The following is a 19,544-nucleotide window of genomic DNA, read 5'->3' as shown; positions in this document are numbered from 1 at the left end:
GTGGCTGCGGTTCTCGCGGGTCGTGGGCCCTTGGTCAGTTGGAACAAGGGCAGGAGGCGGGCACAGCGGTCGATTTACAGGGCAGAAGACTTGGACGGCTTCGGCGTGCATCAGGAAACGGAATAAATCTGACACGCGGCATCGGAGGCCATGTTGCCGTCGCGAGCGGTCTCGAGTAACGACCCAATTCGGGCTAAAAAACTTAGTCCATTGGTTGCCCGGTACGAGTGGCGGCCAGCATTGCTGTGCTCAAACCGCACAATAGGGTAAGTGCGGCCGCGGCTATGAAGACGCTTTCCCAGCCAGAACTTGAGGAAACTGCCAGCCCCCCAAGGTAAGGGCTGGCAATAGCGCCACTGCGGCCTATTCCGAGCGCCCAGCCAATGCCGGATGCGCGTAAGGTTTCCGGGTAGAGTCTGGCGCACAAGGCATTGATGCATAGCTGTGAACCGATGACGCCAGCGCCTGCGAGCACCACGACGGCTGAAAGGTAGACGGAAGCTTGATTCATCCAGGCGATCAGCATTGACATACAACCGCCAATTACAAAGCTCATCGGCAGGGAGCGAATCCAACCACGGTCAACTAGGTAGCCGAGCAACAAGCCCCCGAGCACTCCCCCGAATTGAAACAGAGACATCATGTGAATCGCATCCGGAAGCGTCCTGCCCGCGGCTTTGAAGAGAGTAGGAAGCCAGCTGGACAGCAGATAGGTGGAAGCCATGCTGCAAAAAAAAGTCATCCACAGCAGCGTCGAGGCACGTCGCAATCGAGGTTGGAACAAAGCGCGGACTTGCCGCGTCAGTTGAGGTCGTCCCAGTAACAGTCGAGAGTCGACTCTGTGAGAGTCAGCCACCGTTGAAGACTCCGGGAGCCAGCGCAGGAGCGCTAACAATGTGATGAGCGGGAGCACGCCCCCAATGATGAACACGGCTTGCCAGTCAAACCGTTCGATAAGTTGGCTGCCCGCCACACCACCGAGCATGCCGCCGAGAGGGACAAAGCAGTACATTGCCGTCACGGCTCGCCCCGTGAAACGAGCCGGCAATGCCTCAGCGGTCAGCGCTGTGACGTTGGGCAGGCACCCCCCGATGGCGAAACCTGTGACGAAGCGCAGCACCATCATGATTTCGACACGGGTGGCGAGAGCGGTTGCTATGGAGGCCAGGCCCACTACGGTAAATGCGAACAAGATGACCTTACGACGGCCCAGCCGATCTCCAGCCTGACCGAGCAGAATCGTTCCAAGCATGATGCCGGCGAATGAGGCTGATAATACTGGGGCGAACTCACCCGCCTTCATATGCCAAATATCGAGCAACTGGGGGGTGACTACGGCCATTGCCTGAATGTCGAAGCCGTCCATCAATGCTATGAACGCACATAGCAGCACCGTGCGAATCTGAGCAAATTGCAGGCGTTCGGGGGATGGCGCAGATAAAACTCGCGGGTTCATTCTTCCTTCCGGTTTACAGTAAAGGCAGCGCTCGTCCAGACAACGTTTATCTCTGGATTCGCGGCTTGCCGGTAAATGGCGTTCAACACTAAAGTTCGTTCGCAGTAGGCACCAATGAGTTGCCGACATATAGGTTATGCCTCAACGTTTCGGGTCGGCGCGCGCCGGCCTCCTCACCTGCGGAAGAGCATCTTTGGATCTGGTTTCAGCCATCAAAACCTTTGTGAAAGTCGCGCAATGCGGATCGTTTTCCGCAGCGGCCCAGGCACTCAATCGAACCCAACCTGCAGTGTCCCGCCAAGTCAGTGCATTGGAGTCGCATTTGGACATGCGCTTGTTGAACCGATCGACCAGCCAGGTAGCGCTCACCGAGGAAGGATTGATGTTGCTCCCCTTGGCGACCGAACTGCTGAGTTGTGCCGAATCCTTGCTCGAAGCTACCAGGCATCGCAATCAGGAAGCTGTTGGCCATGTTCGATTGGCCGCTCCTGCGCCTTTCGGCCTTCACTTGAGCACCCACTTGGGTCGTCTTTTGTCCCAACATCCGGGTCTGTCGGTTGAGTTGCTGATTCAGGAACAGTCGCCGGATCTGATTGGTGACGGGATAGATATAGAAGTACGGGCAGGTGTCGTATCGGACAGCGACCTGATCGCGAGGTGCGTCGGTTCGACATCTGGCTTGCTGGTGGCTGCCCCTGCGTATCTGGCCCGGATGGGCGCGCCTACAAGCCTTGAAGAATTGGGAAGGCATGAATGCATAACGCATCGTCGGGGCGGCTATGACAGCACATGGTGGTTCATGACAGAGCAGGGACCCCTTGCAGTCCCCATTCACGCCAGGCTGCAAGCCAATAATGCTGAAGCTGTGCATCGCGCTGTGCTGAATGGGTTCGGCATTGCGATGCTGTCCCATCTAACGGCAGGGCCCGATATCGGCTCGGGCAGGCTTGTGCAATTGCTGCCGGAGTACCCAGCGAGGCGCTTCCCAATCCATGTTGTCTACCATGCTCGCCAACATGTGCCTAAACGCATCAGAACCGTGGTGGACTTTGTCATTGGCCTTCTTGGCGACGATCCCGCCATGGCCGTCGACGATTGGTTGCTCAGTTAAGGTGTAAACCTGACATCCCACACATGATCACTACGCAGATCCCGCCGCTCAGCGCGCCTCCGGTCCACCACAAGCGATTGGCGGTATGAGTGGGCGTGCCGTGTGCGATCAGTACCACCCGAAGCCCGCTTAACAGGTGGGTTAGGGTAAAGAACACACCCATAGCGTAGTGCGGCAGAAGCCTGATGTTCCAGGAATCATGGATCAGCCCAGCCGGCTCTCCTGTGGCGAAAGACCAGTCCGTGGGAATTCCCAGCCAGATGCGGGCGAAGACAAACACTGAGTTCATATGGCCGAGGATGAAAAGGGCCATGAACGCACCAGAGGCGACCTGAAAGGTGCGGTACCGGTCGGCGGCCGCTTCGCTCCAGCACCAGATCAGCCGTATGCCACTCAGGACTTGGAAGAGCATCACCGCCACAAGCAGAGGTTCTCCTAGCGTGCTCCGATACACTGCCCGACCGAATTCCATGATCTCGCTATGAAGCTGCACGCTGAAAATGCCTGCCGCGTGATTCCCGATGTGAAACAACGCATATAGCGAAGCCAATGATCCACATACACCATGGGCAAACCTCAGTTTTGAAGACGCCGTGACGTGGCGACGTTGCCCCTCATTGCCATTCATGGCGCAGATTACCGAGCCAATCAGTAGCCAAGCGGGTGACCAGCTCCAGACATCCGGGATTTGACTGCCCGCCATATAGGTCAGTACACCAAAAAACACATAGCTTGCTGGCGTAGCTATGGCAATGAGGGCGAACCTGCGCGCCACTGCACTCTGCAACTCTGGCGCACCGGCGATCCACAGATTTATCAAAGGAATAAAGAACGCGAGCATCAGCATCAATGTGGCGCAGACGACACGAAGAGCTGTCAGCCCATGCGTAGGACCCGAGGCGTCTGGAAGCGTAACGAACCAGTGGAAGCCCGTGAGAAGCCAAGGGTAGATTGCGGCGGAGACTGCCGATATCCAGATTGCCCTACTCCCCTTTGCGACCGGGTAGCGTAAAGCTGAGTGTATTGAAAACACTGTACGAACCTCTTGTAGATACAGCTTATAGGTAAGTGCGTTGAAAAAAACGCAATAATCCAAATCTTCACAATGGGCGTCATGTCCCAATCATCAGAAAAGCCGGTAGACCAATTCTCATCAGCACTGTTTTGAATCAAGTCATTCAAGAGACTGTTAGCCGTTGGTTAAATTTATTTTGCGAAAATGTACGTGTCGGTATCCGGTTTTGAATGTGCTTGCAAAGATATAGTGTTTTCGCAAACTACTCTCAGTCACCCGATGCAATTGCATCGAGTGAAAAGAATAAGGAAAAAATTGATATGCCCGCTGTATGTTCGTCAAAAACGATTGCACTTCTCAAATCATTGCTGGGCTTCTCGATCCTTGTCAGCGCGACAATTCAGCTTCCCGCATACGCTGCCGCAAACCCGTGGGAGAAGCTCCCAGAGACGCCGCTTGATTCAGCGGTCTATCATCGGGCCGAGATCAATGGCATTCAGTTGGCTTATGCAGACTCTGGAAAAGGCCCTACCGTTATCTTGCTGCACGGCGGCCCCGCTAATTCGAGCTATCTGAGCTCACAGGTCAAAGCCTTGAAGAGCCGCTTCCGTGTCGTCTCCATCGACACGCGGGGCCACGGGCGAAGCGGTGTCGATCAAGCGCCTTTAGGCTACGACCTGTTTGCAGACGATGCTGTGGCATTGATGAATCTATTGCATATCGATAAGGCTCACATCATTGGATGGAGCGATGGTGGAATCACCGGACTGGATATGGCGATGCGGTATCCGGACCGGGTAGGCAAGGTTGTCGCATTCGGTGCGAACGTGGATACGAAGGGTACGTATAGCGATGCCGACAAGAAGCCTGCGTTCGCGCAGTTTCTGCAACGTGCTTCCGGTGAATATGAACAGCTGTCCCCTACCCCGAAGGGCTTTGAGCACCTGAATGCGGAGCTCGGGCGCATGTACGCCACGCAGCCCGATTGGACGCCTGCGCAACTCAAAACTATTCAGGCTCCGGTCTTAGTAGTGGATGGCGAACATGACGAAGTCATAAAGCCTGAGCATACCCGCTATATCGCAGCGTCTATCCCCACCGCCTCGGTCGTGTTCATTCCGAACACCAGCCACTTCGCCTTCATACAGGCGCCGGAAGACTTCAACAAAATTGTGCTCGATTTCCTTGACGCTCCGACCAGGTTGGCGGGCGTTCGTAAGGAAAAATCCCGCAATTGAACTCTGCACGAACACCGCGCATTGTCCAAACGATGGGGTAAACAATGCCTTTATCAGCTGCACGTTGCGATCGAGTCGGCCAGTCGATGCTGAGCATAAGTCATATACCCGTTTTTCACTGGAATGGCTCACAAGCTAGGAATAACGTCTAACCATCGCGACGATTCGACGCGGTAAAGCTGGATGGCCTTACCGCGTCGAGGTGACTTCACTCAAACTTCAACGGACTCCATAAATGCCTAACTACCCAAAAATTCTCGCATTCGCAGGAAGTGCAAGAGAGGGCTCCCTGAACCAAAAACTATTGAGCTTCTCTATTGGGAAAGTACGCCAACACGGCGCCGATGTAACGGTCGTCGATTTGAGAGCGCTCGAACTGCCAATCTTCGATGAGGATTTGGAGGCGCATCGTGTACCCCAAGGTGCGATAGAACTACGCGAGTTGCTTCGCTCCCATCAAGGCGTATTGATTGCAACGCCAGAATATAACGGGTCAGTGCCGCCGCTGCTCAAGAATGCAATCGACTGGAGCTCGCGCCAGGTCGATGGAGCACTGGGGTCGGAACCTTGGACAGGAAAAATCGGAGCAGTCATGAGTGCTTCTCAGGGGCCATTCGGAGGTGTGCGAGGGATCAGCCACCTGCGCGACATCTTGACAAAGCTGGGCGTGATGCTGACGCCTAATGAAGTGACACTTCCCTTTGCGCAGAGAGCTTTCGCTGGCGAGCTCCCTCACGATGAGTTCACGCGCCAGTTGATCAGCACTCAAGCCCATCAGTTGGTTTCTGTTCTGAACAAACTTCTACAGGGCAGCCCTGCCGAGAAGAGATAGCCTTCCATAGAGGAAGGGTCGCTAGCCCGCTCGGTCAGTATTGATCGTCGGGCGTTGCTGCTATCCAGCGATACAGCTTATATCTTAATGCTGAAACCGCCCGTTTGGTGGGCTGCAGCAACTTGTCCACTGATAGATGACGCTGAGCGGCTCAAGGATCTTTGGTTCTTCGCGAAATCGTCCAAGTTCAACAGGGCATGGACCGTTTTTATGTAGTCTGGAACCACATGAAAACCATATTGATTGTTACCGACATTCGCTTTATTAAGGTTATCTATTCGTGCAGCGAAATAATCGAGAGCATTGAATTTTCCGTCGGGTACCGTTTGATTACCCACAGAGTTCAAATTCGTGCCTGCCGAAATCATCAGGTTCGCGGTGGTTTTATCGATCAACCCTAATGCGTATAGGTTTTTACTCACTAGCCCTAGCTCGTTTGGTGTGATGGCAGTCACATCAAACGATGCGAAACTTGGGCCTAACCCTGCTTTTTTCAAAGCTTCGGTATCAAGTACTCCTTCTTTTTTTCCAATTTGCTGAAGAACTTGATTAGTCAGATATGAACTAGAACCCTTTGCCGAAACAGGAGTTGCGCGTATTGAAACGCTCGACAGAGATGTACCAACGATAGAGGCCATATGAAATCCATTTATTCATTTCTAATCTTACATAACAGTATGTCAGAAAGGTTCCATCGCACATACGGCTAATCTAGACGGGTGGCGTTAAAACAGATTTAGCCACTGAGTTCGACGTTGCCTGCGCACGTCGATTTGAATTGTTCCTGGTTTCCTAGACACCCTCCAAGTTGAGAAAATAGCGTTTCTCACACTCGACTGGCGATAGCATGGCAGTTTCCTCATTTTTTAGCCTTCAAGAAACGTTGCCAACCTGATCTATTTGATTGACTGCCTCGGCGCGGACGAATCATCAGGGACGATGTAACAAGAATATTCAAAGGTTCTCCCGCCGAATCAACGGTCTGACACTGAAGTCACACTAAAGAATTATGGAGTTTCTCTGAGCGGTCATTGACGTGGATGGGTAGCCTTGATCGAGCATGAGACTTGCGGCCTCGCGTTTGAATTCAGCGGAAAAGGAAGGACGTTGCTTGGTCATCATGCACCTCTATCTGACGAGCATTCTCGCCTAAATGGGTGTCCGCTCTCATCAGACCACTACGCTGGGTTGCGGAAGAGTTCTTGCATGGCTGTCAGTGAAGCGTTGTGTAGCTCTTCACTCATCGCGGCACGGAACTGGAGAAAGCGATTGGGAAACGTAACGACTGATCAGGATATCGAAGCGTCACCGGCGTTCTGGCGATCTCAAGAGATGCTTTTGCTCCAACAGGTCACCGGCTTGATGGGCAAAGACCTCACTTCGGATACGGTGCTCAACGAGATGCTGCATCTGCTTTCCGAACTGTTGGGCCTGAATCGTGGGCGTGTCGTGCTGTTCGATGAGGCGTCAGAGCACGCCCGTATCCGCTACGCCTACGGGCTGACTCGAGAGGAAATCAAACGCGGCGTGTACGCGCCTGATGAGGGCATTACAGGCCGGGTGCTGGCCCGTGGGCAATTGATCATTGTTCAGGACATCGACAAGGAGCCATCCTTTCTGGGGCGCGTGGTCGAACGGGCCAAGCTGCCACCGGGCCCCGTGTCGTATATCGCCTTGCCGATCATGATCGGGCAGAAAGTCATCGGGGTGCTCGCTACGCACCGAATCCGCATGCGGGTGCGGCCGTTGACTGACGACATCAGCATCCTGCGGATTCTGGCGACCATGGTCGGCCAGATCCTGCACCTGCGCGCCTACATCAGAGAGAAGACCGAGGCGCTGGAAATTCGCAATCAGCAGCTGGTGCGAGCGCTGGAAACCCGCACCAATCGCTATGGCATCGTCGGCAGCTCGCCGCAATTGCTACAGGCCATTTCGGAGTTGGAAAGGGTCTCCAATTCCACCGCCAGTGTGCTGTTACTGGGCGAGTCGGGCACCGGCAAGGAGCTGTTTGCACGGGCACTGCACCTGGCCAGTCCCAGGCAAGACAAACCGTTCATCAAGATCAACTGCGCCGCGATTCCCGACACGCTGTTTGAGTCTGAATTGTTCGGCTATGAACGTGGCGCATTCACGGGCGCTAACACAGCCCGCGAAGGTTGGTTCGAGCAGGCCGATGGCGGAACGATCTTCCTTGATGAAATCGGTGAGCTGCCACTGTCAATGCAGACCAAGCTGCTGCGCACGTTGCAGGAGGGCACCATTACCCGGCTGGGTGGCAAGCGCGAGATCAAGGTGGATGTCAGGCTGGTGGCGGCTACCAACCGTGATCTGGCCGGGGAGGTCAGCCAAGGCGTGTTCCGCCAGGATCTGTATTACCGACTCAACGTGATTCCGATTCACCTGCCGACCCTGGCCAGTCGCCGTGAGGACATTCCCGCACTGGCGTTGCAGTTTCTCAACCGGATCAATCAGGCCAATCAGCGTAACGTCAGCTTTGATGCGAGTGCGATTGAGCGTCTGCAAGGGCACAGTTGGCCTGGCAACATCCGGGAAATGTCCAACTTGATCGAGCGGCTGGTGCTGCTGGCCGAAAAGCCGGTATTGAGTGCGCGGGACATCGAGCATTTTCTTCCGGCACGCGGGGCGAAAAACTCACCCGTTGCTGCTGTGCGGAGTGCCTCCGCGACCGAGTTCAATCACGAGCTTGTGCGTCCCTACGTGGCGGTCAGCTCTCATTCCGCGGATGAGCTGGTACACGCCGTCGAGCGCTGCGGGGGCAACAAGTCGCGTGCTGCGCAGATGCTAGGAATGACGGCTAGGCAATTCAACTACCGCTGGAAAAAGCTGCAAACCTAGCAGGCGGATGAGGCTTACAAATTGTCGACATTGTTTACATTGTCGACAATTTGAAGGTCGTTCAGGCGAGGCGCTTGTAAGGGGTGAAACTTGGTAAAAGTCCAATCCTCGATTTCAACCTACTGATTTGTATAGCGAATAAAAATTTCCTATCCGATCCATAGGTCTTGGCACAGCCGTTGCGATAGCCCATTGGCGAACGGGCGCTGCACATGCAGCCAGCCCATTGCTCAGCCCAATGGAGAACAAACATGTCCGCTACAACTGCTCAAGTCGCCACTACTTACCTGAAGCCAATCGACCAGGCCGGCCTGGAGGCGTTCGCCGAGAAGGGCCGCAACAACCCACATACCCGTGGGACCAACAAGGTCCATACCGTAGGTCAAGGCGTGTTCCGTACCCTGAGCTACGTGGGCGATCACACGCCGGTGGTGGTTGACGAGCCGCTGCACCTGTTCGGTGAAAACACCGCGCCGGCGCCCGGCGAAGTCATTCTGTCAGGCCTGGGCGGCTGCATCGCCGTGGGCGTCACCGCCGTGGCCACCTGGATGAACGTCAAGCTCAGCAAGCTGGAAGTCTTTCTCGAAGGCGATATCGGTAACCCATCTGCCTGGGGCGCGGGTGGTGCCGAGAAACAGCCGCTGGAAATGGGCTTTCAGGACATCCGCGTCAAGGTGCTGGTGGAAGGCGATGCCTCCCGTGAAACCCTGGACGAAATCGTTCGTCTGGCCAACTACGCCTCACCAATGGCCAACACCCTGCGCAACCCGATCCCGTTCAGCATCAGCCTGGCCGATTGAACCGGCAGCGCTGAACCCAGCGCGCCGCTTACGCAAACACTGACGGGAGGGATTGCCATGAATAACATCGCACGTGCACTCGAACCGGCGGAACGCACCGCAGACTGGGGTGATGACTCCCAGGTGCTCGCAGAGGTCCGCCGCATTGCCATGGGGCCTTTGGCCGAATCGGTTCAGCGGATCGATGAAGGGCATTATCCGCTGGACATCATGGCTTCCCTCGCGCAGGCCGGTGCCTTTGCCGCGCACCTGACGCCGCAGGGCCAGCGTTTCGATGTGGCAGTGGGCAGCATGCATGAAGCCAGTCGCAGTTGTGGTTCCACCGGCTTTTTGATGTGGTGCCACGACGTCTGCGGCCTATACATGGACCAGTCCGACAACACCGCATTGCTGTCGCGATTGGCGCTGCACACCCAAGGCCAGACGTTCGGCGGTACGGCCTTGTCCAACCCGATGAAGGCGCTGGCCGGTATCGAAACACTGATCCTGCGCGCGCGCACGGTGCCCGGTGGCTATCGGGTCAATGGCGCGTTGCCATGGGTCAGCCACATCAACCGGGGTCAGTATTGCGGCGCTATCGCCGGCGTGGAACGTAACGACGGCTCCATCTCGCACGAAATCATGTTCATGCTCGATCTCGATGAACGTGTCGAACTTAAGACTTGCCCGGAATTTTCCGGCATGGAAGGCACCAGTACCTGGGGTGTGCGTCTGGTCGATTATTTTGTCCCACAGGATGCCCTGATCGCCGATCCGGCACGGCCATTTGTTCAGCGCATTCGCGGTGCCTTCATTCTGTTGCAGTCGGGGATGGCCAGCGGTGTTGCCCAGGGCAGTATCGATTCGATCCGTGAGGTCGAGCCGACGCTGGGCCATGTCAACCAGTTCCTGCACAACGGCGCCGACGAGTTGCAATTTGAACTCGATGATCTCAATTCGCGGGTGCTCAGGCTGTGCCGTACCCCGTATGAAACCAGCAAGGATTTCCTGCTGGATGTCCTCGACGCCCGGGTTCAGGGTGCCGAGCTTGCCCTCAAGGCGTCGCAGTCGGCCTTGCTGCATCAAGGCGCGCGGGGCTATCGCATGAGTGCTGCGCCACAGCGGCGCATCCGTGAGGCGCACTTCGTCGCCATCGTGACCCCGGCGATCAAGCACCTGCGCTGGGAAATGGCCCGCCTGATGAAAGAGGAGATGCCGGCATGAGCGCCCTGACCAAACCCTGGCTGCAATTCATCTGCCGCGCCTGCGGCGTAATCTACGACGAAGCACTGGGCGACCCGGACAGCGGTCTGCCGCCGGGGACGCGCTTCGAAGACATTCCGGACGACTGGGAATGCCCTTTGTGTGGCGTGACCAAAAGCGACTTTGAGCTGTTCGTCAAACGTGAAGTGGCAGCGGTCAGCCAGATACCAATGTTTCAGCAGGGCACCGGTATTGTCGTGGTCGGTGCCGGTCTGGCCGGCTGGGCGGCTGTCGAGGCCATTCGCGAACTGGACCGTAGCGTGCCGATCACTCTGGTCAGCGCCTGTAACGGCAACCGCTATCACAAGCCCGAATTGTCGTTGGCGGTGAGCCGCGGTCAGACCGCGCAATCGCTGATTCGCGAAACCGCGCAGGATGCTGCGCAGCGTTTGGGGGTACGGCTGTACTGCGAAACCTCCGTGGTAGGGCTGACGCCAGCACTGCATCAACTGCGCACCACCCGCGGCACCCTGAACTATACCAAGCTGGTGCTGGCACAAGGCGCACGCCCGGCGCTGCCCGCGGCCTTGCCGCCGACCTTGTGCTGGCGCGTCAACAACCTGAACGAATGGTCCGGCTTGCAGGAGCGTCTGAGCGAAAGCGCGCAGCGCATTGCAATCATTGGCGCGGGCATGGTGGGTTGCGAGCTGGCCGAAGACTTCGCCCGGGCAGGGCACAGCGTCACGCTGATCGATCGTAATCCGTTGCCGTTGGCAGGGCTGCTGCCCGATCTGGCGGCCGAATTGCTGCTGAGCAATCAATCCCGACAGGGTATCGAGTTCATCGGCTCGGTACAGGTCGCGCAGATCAGCGGTTTGGCAGATGGCAGCAAAACCGTTAGCACCGAATGCGATCGCCATTTCGAGTTCGACCAAGTGGTGGCCGCCACCGGCCTGATGACTGAGAGCCGTTTGGCGCGCAACGCTGGCCTGGCGTTCGATCGGGGCATTCAAGTTGATCCTCAGACGTTGGTCACCAGTGACGCCGATATCTACGCACTAGGTGACTGCATCAGCCTGGCCGGCATGCCATGCCGTTTCGTAGAACCAATTGCCTTGCAGGCTCAGGTCGTCGCCCACGGCTTGCTGGGCCGTGAACACGCGGGTTACGCCCACGTGCAACCGGTGATCCGCCTGAAAACCCGATCGTTGCCCATCGTGCTCCGCGGCCTGCCATCAATGGCCGGCACCTGGCGGATCGTCGAACAGGGCGAAGGGCACCTGCGCATGGAACAGGATCTGGACGGCCACATGGCGTCCAGCTTGCAAGTTGGCCAGGCAGCCGCCTGAACATCATTTACCAGAAGGACTGCGGGCATGAGCGACGAGAACTTTTACCGACCGTACAGCGATGACGCGCCTTTGTCAGGTTGCAGCTGCGGCCAGCATGCCAGCCAGTCAGTCCACGACAGCGAGGCGGAGCGCGCACGAATGGCTCGAGGGCAAAATCCCGAAAGCCTGTCCCGTGATTTTGTCGAGGCAGCGGCGATCCGTGCTCTGTTTCCCCATGACGCCACTCGCCGGCGCTTCCTCAAGGCGGTGGGGGTAGGCGCAGCCATGGCGGCGATCAACAGCCTGTTACCGATTCAAGCCATGCAAGCGATGGCCGAAGACAAGAACGGTGCGTTGGAGAAGAAAAACCTCAAGATTGGCTTCATTCCCATCAACTGCGCTACGCCGCTGATCATGGCCGACCCGCTGGGCCTGTATAAAGCTCAGGGGCTGAACGTGACCTTGCAGAAGACCGCCGGCTGGGCGCTGGTGCGCGACAACATGCTCAACCGTGAGCTGGACGCCTCGCACTTTCTTGCGCCCATGCCGCTGACCATCTCGCTAGGCCTGGGCTCCAACGCTCAACCCATGCGTGTCGCCAGCATTCAGAACACCAACGGCCAAGCCATCACTCTGGCGCTCAAGCACAAGGACAATCGCGACCCTCGCAACTGGAAGGGCTTCAAGTTCGCCATTCCATTCGAGTTCTCGATGCACAACTTCCTGCTGCGCTACTACTTGGCCGAGCACGGTCTGGACCCCGACCGCGATGTGCAACTGCGGGTCACGCCGCCCGCCGAGATGATCGCCAACCTGCGCGCCGGTAACATCGACGGTTTTCTTGGCCCAGACCCGTTCAACCAGCGTGCGGTGTATGACGAAATCGGTTTTATCCATGTCCTCTCCAAGGACATCTGGGACGGCCATCCCTGCTGTTCGTTCGGCACTTCTCAGAAATTCATCGAAGAGAATCCCAACACATTCGCGGCGCTGTACCGGGCGATTGTCAACGCCGCTGCGTTGGCCCGTGATCCGGCCAACCGGAAGATGATTGCGCAGACCATCTCCACACCGAACTACCTCAACCAACCAGAAATCGTCATTCGCCAAGGGCTGACCGGCCGTTTCGCCGATGGCCTGGGCGTGGTGCAGGACCACCCAGAACGCTCGGACTTCGATCCGATGCCTTGGTATTCCATGGCGACCTGGATGCTCACTCAGCTCAAGCGCTGGGGCTACATCAAGGGTGATGTGGATTTCAACGGCATCGCCGAACAGGTGTTTTTGATGACCGATGCCCGCAAACAAATGCGTGAATTGGCGATGAGTGAAGCCAGCGTCGAACCGCTGTCTGGCTACAAGGCGTTTTCGGTCATGGGCCGGCCATTCGATCCGACCCAACCCAAGGCCTATCTGGATGGCTTTGCCATCAAGCGCACGTAAGAGGAGCAGGGGATGAACACACTGAGATTCAGGGCGGCGCTACTGTCGCTGGCCATGCTCGCAGCGTTGCTGCTGGTATGGCAGCTGGCGACTTTGCCGACAGCAAAAACCGCGAAGGCGGCGATGGATGAAGAGTACGCCATGCTGATGGGCAAAAGCCTCAGCAGCGAGCAACGCAAGGCCAATGGTTTTCCGACGCCCGCCGAGTTCTCGGCCCTGGCGCTCAAACAACTGAGCGACCCGTTCTATGACCGAGGCCCCAATGAGAAAGGCATCGGCATTCAACTGGCGCATTCGCTGGGGCGGGTCGCCATCGGTTACCTGATCGCCTTGCTGGTGGCGATTCCGCTGGGCTTTGCCATCGGCATGTCGCCGCTGCTGTACCGAGCCCTCGATCCGTTCATTCAGGTGCTCAAGCCGATCTCGCCGCTGGCCTGGATGCCAATCGCGCTCTACACGATCAAGGATTCGTCGGTGTCGGCCATTTTCGTGATCTTCATCTGTTCGGTATGGCCGATGCTGATCAACACCGCTTTCGGCGTTGCCGCGGTGCGCAAGGACTGGCTCAACGTCGCCCGCACTCTGGAGGTCAGCCCGTTGCGCAAGGCGTTCATGGTGGTGTTGCCGGCCGCGGCGCCGACGATCATCACCGGCATGCGCATTTCCATGGGCATCGCCTGGCTGGTCATCGTCGCCGCCGAGATGCTGATTGGCGGCACCGGCATCGGCTACTTCGTCTGGAACGAATGGAACAACCTGTCGCTGTCCAACGTGATCTTCGCCGTGCTCATGATCGGCGTGATGGGCATGTTGCTGGATCTGCTCTTCGCCACCCTGCAAAAAAAGGTGACTTATGCTGAATGAAAACGCCAGCCGCACGCCCGCGTTCATCAAGGTCGAAGGGCTGACCAAGCGCTACGGTGCCGCTTCTGCGCCGGTTTTCGAAGAGATCAGTTTTTCCATCCAGCGCGGCGAGTTCGTGTGCGTGATCGGCCACTCCGGTTGCGGCAAAAGCACCATCCTCAACATTCTCGCCGGGCTGGACGAGGCCAGCAGCGGGACGGTGGTGATGGGCGGCCGTGAGGTGTCCGGCCCGAGCCTGGATCGCGGTGTGGTGTTTCAGAACCACGCGCTGCTGCCGTGGATGACGGTGGATCAAAACATTGCCTTCGCCGTGCGCTCGCGCCACCCGGAGTGGTCGAAGGCGCAGGTGGCGGAACACGGTACGCGCTTTCTAGAGATGGTCGGCCTGAAAGGGGCCGGGCAGAAGAAGCCCAGCCAATTGTCTGGCGGCATGAAGCAGCGTGTTGGCATTGCCCGCGCGTTTTCGGTGGAGCCGCAGATGCTGTTGCTCGACGAGCCGTTCGGCGCACTGGATGCCCTGACCCGTGGGGTGATTCAGGACGAGCTGCTGAGCATTTGCGCCGCCACCCAGCAGACTGTGTACATGATCACCCACGATGTCGACGAGGCGATTTTGCTGGCCGACAAGATCATGTTGATGAGCAACGGCCCCCATGCGCGCATCGCCGAAATCGTCATCAACACGCTGCCTCGCGACCGCTCGCGGGAAACCATCCACCATGACCCGCAGTTCTACCGTATCCGCAACCACTTGGTGGACTTTCTGGTGCGCCGCTCCAAAACCATTCAGGAGCAGAACGCGCAAGCCGCCACGCCCGCCGAGCCGCTGATCGTCTATCCCGGCCTCACCGATGACGGTCCACCTTCGGGGCCGGATGGCCCGTCCAGTTCCAAGCTGCGCATCGTCGCCTGAACCCTGTTTGACAATCCCGCTGCATGACTGATGAGAGAGGTTTCCATGATTTCCAATCGCGACCAAGTGACCCAGATGATTCTCGCCGCCAAGGTCAGCAAAGGCTTGAAATGGCGTGACGTGGCTGAGCGTATCGGCCTGTCCAAGGAGTGGACTACTGCCGGTTGCCTGGGCCAGATGACCTTCGACAAATCTCAGGCCGAGACCCTGGGCAAGCTGTTCGAGCTATCGGATGAGGCCGTGGCCTGGCTGCAAGTGACACCGTACAAGGGCTCGCTGCCGACGTCGGTGCCAACTGACCCCCTGATCTATCGCTGGTACGAACTGGTGAACGTCTACGGCACCACCATCAAGGAGCTGATTCATGAGGAGTTCGGCGACGGCATCATGAGCGCGATCGATTTCTCCATGGACATTCAGCGCCAGCCGGACCCCAAGGGCGACCGGGTCAATGTCGTGCTGTCCGGCAAGTTCCTGCCCTACAAAAGCTACTGATCCCGACGCGCACCGGCCGCACGTGTGTGCGGCCGTTCCACCATGGCAACAGGAGGGCGGCATGCTCATCGACGACAATATTCTAGTCGAGGCTTTTCTGGATGATGCCAGCTCTACTTTCAGTTACCTGGTGGTAGACCGCTTGACCCTGAGCGGCGCGATCATTGATAGCGTGCTGAACTTCGATTCCAAATCAGGCCGTACCCATACGCAGTCGGCTAACGCTCTGGTTTCGCGCGTGCAGCAACTGGGTGTGCGGGTGATGTGGATTCTGGAAACCCATGTGCATGCCGACCACCTGTCCGCCGCCCCTTATCTGAAGGACAGGCTAGGGGGCCAAATCGCGATAGGCAGCCATATCACCGATGTTCAGCGGGCATTTGGCGCGCTGTTCAATGAGGGCGATCAGTTCAAGCGTGACGGCAGCCAGTTCGATGCCTTGTTCGAGGATGGCGACCATTTTCTCATCGGCAGCCTCAACGCGCAGGCGTTGCACACGCCCGGCCACACGCCGGCCTGCATGACCTATGTGATCAGCGCGGGCGACCATACGCTGGCGTTCGTCGGCGATACCCTGTTCATGCCGGATTACGGCACCGCCCGCTGCGATTTCCCCGGCGGTGACGCCAGAACGCTGTATCGCTCCATCAAAAAAATCCTGGCGTTACCCACCGACACGCTGATTTACATGTGCCACGACTACCGCCCGAACGGCCGACCGATCGAATACCTGACGACAGTCGACGCCCAACGCAAGCACAACATCCATGTGCATGACGGCCTTGGTGAAGATGACTTCGTGGCCATGCGTGAAGCCCGCGATGTCACCCTCGCCATGCCCGCGCTGATCCTGCCGTCGGTGCAGGTGAACATGCGCAGCGGACACTTGCCGGAAGCCGAGGCCAATGGCGTGCGGTATCTGAAAATTCCGATTAATGCCCTGTGAGTTCAATCATGTTCGACCATGCGATGCTGAGCGTGCTGTTGGGCGGTGGTATCGGTGCGATCCTCGCCCTGACCGGCGCCGGAGGAGGGATTCTCGCCGTGCCGGTTCTGGTATTCGGTCTGGGCTTGTCACTGCCCCAGGCGGCACCGGTTGGATTGCTGGCCGTAGGACTCTCGGCAGGCGTGGGCGCGGTACTCGGTCTGCGGCAAGGGATCGTTCGCTATCGTGCCGCAGGCCTGGTCTCGATGATTGGAATCGTCGTGGCTCCGCTAGGGCTCTACATCGCTCATCGCGTGCCTAATCTACCGCTGGCGCTGATGTTTTCGATGGTCCTGATTTATGCGTGCCTGCGGATGCTGCACAACGCCAATCGGGACCTGCGGCATGGAGCACCACCACCTCGCCTGGACTCCATGCCCTGCGTGCTCAATCCAGTCTGCGGGCGCTTGCGCTGGACACTGCCCTGCGCACGCGCGCTGGCACTGACCGGAATGCTTTCAGGAGTGTTGTCCGGACTCCTTGGGGTGGGCGGTGGCTTTGTCGTCGTTCCGGCGCTGGCCCGTTGCACCAACCTGGAGATGAAGAGCATCACTGCGACCTCGTTGGCTGCCATTGCCATTGTGTCGATGGGAAGCGTGACCACTGCAGCTGTGACGGGATCGCTGTATTGGCCAGCGGCGCTGCCCTTCGCAGTGGGGGCTGTGCTCGGGTTGCTGGCTGGCCGTTTGTTCGCGGGGCAGTTGGCCGGACCTCGCTTGCAGCAGGCATTTTCGGTGACGGGGATCGCTGCGGCCATCATGCTCGCTGGGCATGCTCTGCTGCCTTAGTACTGACGACAGCTTTTTGGAGGCTTTAGCTTTCCTTCACGCGCCAGCGCGGATAGCGTCGACATCTCGCTGGCTATTTCCAATACACCTTTTTGGTCGACGTCTCGTACCACCGGTACCACCAACCCGTTAGGCGTGTCCGCTGCGAAGCCGATAAAAATGATTCTTAAGCAGAATTTGCTGACCTTCGGTCAGTGATGCATTGAAGTACGGGAAGCGTTTAATGCCACCGTACAGGCCTTGGCAATAAACGCCAGCAGCGTGATCTTGATGCCTCTGCTTGCGGGATCGTGGTTGAGCATCTGGCGCAGCTCTTCCAGCTTCGTCACGCCCACGTCATCGTGATTGGCGACATAGGGAACGCATACTCAGTTGCGATGTAATAGGCACCTGAGATTTTATGAGGACCGGATGTAAAAGCGAAGATCCTGACCGTTGCATCCGAGGTATCGCTTTGTCGAGCGACGGCGAGACGCTGTATCTCTGCCCGATCTCCAGTCGTCAACTTCACTCGATACCAACTGGCTGACGGGCTACAGAACCTATAAGATAGAAAACCGAACGGTTCTTTAAGCTTTGCAGTGGAGATATTTGCCATGGGGAGACCCCGAAAATTCAATCGAGAATCTGTGCTCGAAAAAGCGCTCCCAGTGTTTTGGAAGCACGGATTTGCTGGAACGTCTCTCCAGCATCTGGAGCAGGCCACGGGGGTCAACAAATCAGGCCTGTACTCAGAGTTTCAAGACAAGGAAGACCTGTTTTTCAATGCTCTGGCTTACTACTACCAGCACAGAGGGGCACTTGAAATACTGAGCGCGCAGCCGTTGGGGTGGACTAATATCGAGCGTTTTCTGCGGCTTGGAGAACGGCAGGAGAATGGCTGCACAGGGTGCTTCTCAGTGAACGCATTACGTGAAATCTCGACCCTGTCCGACGGCATACGCCAACTCTTGAACGACAGCCATCGTCGTTTGATGCCTGAGGTCGTGGCAAACGTACATGCCGAGAACACCAAATTGCCAGCCGAGGTGGTCTCGGACCTGGTCATGGTGTTCTTTTCAGGCGTATGTGTAGAAAGCAGCTTGCGAGTCAAGGATTCTGACGATCCTGTCGGCCACTTCATGCAGGCGTTAAAGCTGCTTTAATTTTTTCAAACCGATCGGTTTTTTATCTTGCCGACGACCTCCTGCTGATCTATATTGAACCAGTCGGTTCTAAATCAATTCGGAACCTTAAGTAGACCGGGTCTGCTCACGGGCTCCCGGTTTTTCAATACTCCGGTCCATTTCTGCCCCCGCTGAGTGCTCGATGCTCGGCGTTAGGGAAGCCTTGCCTCGATAAAGGCAATCTGTAGGAGAATTACCATGGCGTTGAAAATTCATCCCATCAATCTCGGCAACATGCAGCTCGACTCCAGTGGCTTGGTTCTGTTTCGCAATCCAGGCGAAACAGTGACGATTCCTGTACTTGGGTTTCTCATAACCGGCGGTGAAGAACCCATTCTGGTCGACACCGGGTCGCGAAGCATCGAGCAGTACGCCGCTTTCGACTTGCCGTACGAAGTGACTCCAGAGATGACACTCGAGTATCACCTTGCGCAACACGGCATGCGCATGAAGGACATTCGTCACATCCTGCATACCCATGCCCATATTGATCACGTCGGAATGACGGATCTGTTCCCTATGGCAACTACGGTCGGTATCTCCCGCCGAGAGCTGGAGTTTGCGGCTTCCGGGATCATGGGCCCGTTGATGTACACCGCAGCGGACACTAAACATCTGATCGATCGTCTGCATACGCGAGGCGCTATTCGACTGTTCGACGTCGACGGGACTTTCGAAGAGGAGGTTATTCCGGGCGTCGCTGTTCGTCTTTCGGGTGGCCACACACCAGGCTCGCTGTCGATTCTCGTCGAGACAGATGAAGGGATGGCCAATATCTGCGGTGACATCGCTTACAACCTTCAAGATCAGTTGATCGATCCCATCCTTGATCAGGCGGCGCACGAGCCAACCATTACCGCCAACCGTGCAATGTCGACGCTTGAGGAAAAGAAAGCGCTCAAGCGCGCCCTTGCGGACAGCAAGTTCTTGCTGCCTAGCCATGACGTCCCTGCGCTTATCCGTAATGGAAAAGTAGTGGGGGTGATGAACGATGCCATCTCCAATCCCAAGGCCGATGTAACTCACATTGCCAATTACACCCCCATTGAGGGTAAGTAAGGCATGA

18 protein-coding genes and 2 pseudogenes are annotated in these 19,544 nt (G+C 57.2%); 15 read left to right on the top strand and 5 right to left on the bottom strand.

Features of this window, described 5'->3' with window-relative positions:
* Window positions 1–202: 202 nt before the first annotated feature.
* On the bottom strand, window positions 203–1,456 hold the full coding sequence (locus DBP26_RS03160; protein WP_158541419.1) for an aromatic acid/H+ symport family MFS transporter: 1,254 nt from the start codon (window positions 1,454–1,456) through the stop codon (window positions 203–205).
* Between the two features lie 193 nt (window positions 1,457–1,649).
* On the opposite strand from DBP26_RS03160, the gene DBP26_RS03155 reads away from it, so the two are divergent.
* Window positions 1,650–2,567, top strand: coding sequence for a LysR family transcriptional regulator (locus DBP26_RS03155; RefSeq protein ID WP_108236435.1), 918 nt, complete (start codon window positions 1,650–1,652; stop codon window positions 2,565–2,567).
* Here the strand turns inward: DBP26_RS03155 and DBP26_RS03150 are convergent.
* A complete protein-coding gene (locus tag DBP26_RS03150; RefSeq protein WP_146749657.1) occupies window positions 2,560–3,414 on the bottom strand; it encodes a hypothetical protein in 855 nt (284 codons plus the stop codon). The two genes, DBP26_RS03155 and DBP26_RS03150, sit on opposite strands and share 8 nt — an antisense overlap.
* A gap of 488 nt (window positions 3,415–3,902) precedes the next feature.
* Between DBP26_RS03150 and DBP26_RS03145 the strand changes: the two genes are divergently transcribed.
* Window positions 3,903–4,820, top strand: coding sequence for an alpha/beta hydrolase (locus tag DBP26_RS03145; RefSeq protein ID WP_108236300.1), 918 nt, complete (start codon window positions 3,903–3,905; stop codon window positions 4,818–4,820).
* 235 nt (window positions 4,821–5,055) lie between these two features.
* Window positions 5,056–5,652, top strand: a complete 597-nt coding sequence (locus tag DBP26_RS03140; protein ID WP_108236301.1) for an NAD(P)H-dependent oxidoreductase — start codon at window positions 5,056–5,058, stop codon at window positions 5,650–5,652.
* A 77-nt stretch (window positions 5,653–5,729) separates the two neighbouring features.
* On the opposite strand, the gene DBP26_RS26830 is transcribed toward DBP26_RS03140, so the two are convergent.
* Both DBP26_RS26830 and DBP26_RS27200 read right to left on the bottom strand, forming a co-directional pair.
* On the bottom strand, window positions 5,730–6,290 hold the full coding sequence (locus tag DBP26_RS26830; RefSeq protein ID WP_146749658.1) for a hypothetical protein: 561 nt from the start codon (window positions 6,288–6,290) through the stop codon (window positions 5,730–5,732).
* Window positions 6,291–6,666: 376 nt separating this feature from the next.
* Window positions 6,667–6,771 (bottom strand): annotated as a pseudogene (locus tag DBP26_RS27200) (transposase); the annotation flags it as partial.
* A 213-nt stretch (window positions 6,772–6,984) separates the two neighbouring features.
* On the opposite strand from DBP26_RS27200, the gene DBP26_RS03130 reads away from it, so the two are divergent.
* From DBP26_RS03130 to DBP26_RS03085, 10 genes are all read left to right on the top strand, one after another.
* Window positions 6,985–8,511: a sigma 54-interacting transcriptional regulator gene (locus DBP26_RS03130; RefSeq protein ID WP_108236303.1), complete on the top strand. Its 1,527-nt coding sequence runs from the start codon at window positions 6,985–6,987 to the stop codon at window positions 8,509–8,511.
* Window positions 8,512–8,762: 251 nt separating this feature from the next.
* Window positions 8,763–9,311, top strand: coding sequence for an OsmC family protein (locus DBP26_RS03125; RefSeq protein ID WP_177410996.1), 549 nt, complete (start codon window positions 8,763–8,765; stop codon window positions 9,309–9,311).
* A gap of 57 nt (window positions 9,312–9,368) precedes the next feature.
* A complete protein-coding gene (locus DBP26_RS03120; RefSeq protein ID WP_108236305.1) occupies window positions 9,369–10,514 on the top strand; it encodes an acyl-CoA dehydrogenase family protein in 1,146 nt (381 codons plus the stop codon).
* Window positions 10,511–11,842, top strand: coding sequence for an FAD-dependent oxidoreductase (locus DBP26_RS03115; protein WP_108236306.1), 1,332 nt, complete (start codon window positions 10,511–10,513; stop codon window positions 11,840–11,842). Before DBP26_RS03120 ends, DBP26_RS03115 begins: the two co-directional genes overlap by 4 nt.
* Window positions 11,843–11,869: 27 nt before the next feature.
* Window positions 11,870–13,267, top strand: coding sequence for a CmpA/NrtA family ABC transporter substrate-binding protein (locus tag DBP26_RS03110; protein ID WP_108236307.1), 1,398 nt, complete (start codon window positions 11,870–11,872; stop codon window positions 13,265–13,267).
* Window positions 13,268–13,279: 12 nt separating this feature from the next.
* Window positions 13,280–14,131 carry a nitrate ABC transporter permease gene (gene ntrB, locus DBP26_RS03105; RefSeq protein ID WP_108236436.1) on the top strand — a complete coding sequence of 284 codons (852 nt, stop codon included), beginning with the start codon at window positions 13,280–13,282 and terminating at the stop codon, window positions 14,129–14,131.
* A complete protein-coding gene (locus tag DBP26_RS03100) occupies window positions 14,121–15,044 on the top strand; it encodes an ABC transporter ATP-binding protein (RefSeq protein WP_108236308.1) in 924 nt (307 codons plus the stop codon). The genes ntrB and DBP26_RS03100 overlap by 11 nt, the downstream gene beginning before the upstream one ends.
* Before the next feature lie 45 nt (window positions 15,045–15,089).
* A complete protein-coding gene (cynS, locus tag DBP26_RS03095) occupies window positions 15,090–15,539 on the top strand; it encodes a cyanase (protein ID WP_108236309.1) in 450 nt (149 codons plus the stop codon).
* A gap of 61 nt (window positions 15,540–15,600) precedes the next feature.
* Window positions 15,601–16,485, top strand: a complete 885-nt coding sequence (locus DBP26_RS03090) for an MBL fold metallo-hydrolase (protein ID WP_108236310.1) — start codon at window positions 15,601–15,603, stop codon at window positions 16,483–16,485.
* Between the two features lie 8 nt (window positions 16,486–16,493).
* Window positions 16,494–17,312, top strand: a complete 819-nt coding sequence (locus DBP26_RS03085) for a sulfite exporter TauE/SafE family protein (protein ID WP_108236311.1) — start codon at window positions 16,494–16,496, stop codon at window positions 17,310–17,312.
* On the opposite strand, the pseudogene DBP26_RS03080 reads toward DBP26_RS03085, so the two are convergent.
* Window positions 17,309–17,662: pseudogene (locus DBP26_RS03080) on the bottom strand (2-oxo acid dehydrogenase subunit E2); the annotation flags it as partial. The gene DBP26_RS03085 and the pseudogene DBP26_RS03080 sit on opposite strands and share 4 nt — an antisense overlap.
* Window positions 17,663–17,941: 279 nt before the next feature.
* On the opposite strand from DBP26_RS03080, the gene DBP26_RS03075 reads away from it, so the two are divergent.
* Both DBP26_RS03075 and DBP26_RS03070 read left to right on the top strand, forming a co-directional pair.
* Entirely contained in the window at window positions 17,942–18,457 is a 516-nt protein-coding gene (locus DBP26_RS03075; protein ID WP_256601144.1) for a TetR/AcrR family transcriptional regulator, read from the top strand.
* A gap of 219 nt (window positions 18,458–18,676) precedes the next feature.
* Window positions 18,677–19,537, top strand: coding sequence for an N-acyl homoserine lactonase family protein (locus DBP26_RS03070; RefSeq protein ID WP_108236313.1), 861 nt, complete (start codon window positions 18,677–18,679; stop codon window positions 19,535–19,537).
* Window positions 19,538–19,544 lie beyond the last annotated feature (7 nt).

Origin of the sequence: Pseudomonas sp. RIT409, assembly GCF_003052515.2 — a bacterium.
Lineage (GTDB): Bacteria > Pseudomonadota > Gammaproteobacteria > Pseudomonadales > Pseudomonadaceae > Aquipseudomonas.
This window is presented reverse-complemented; position numbering and strand designations above follow the sequence as displayed.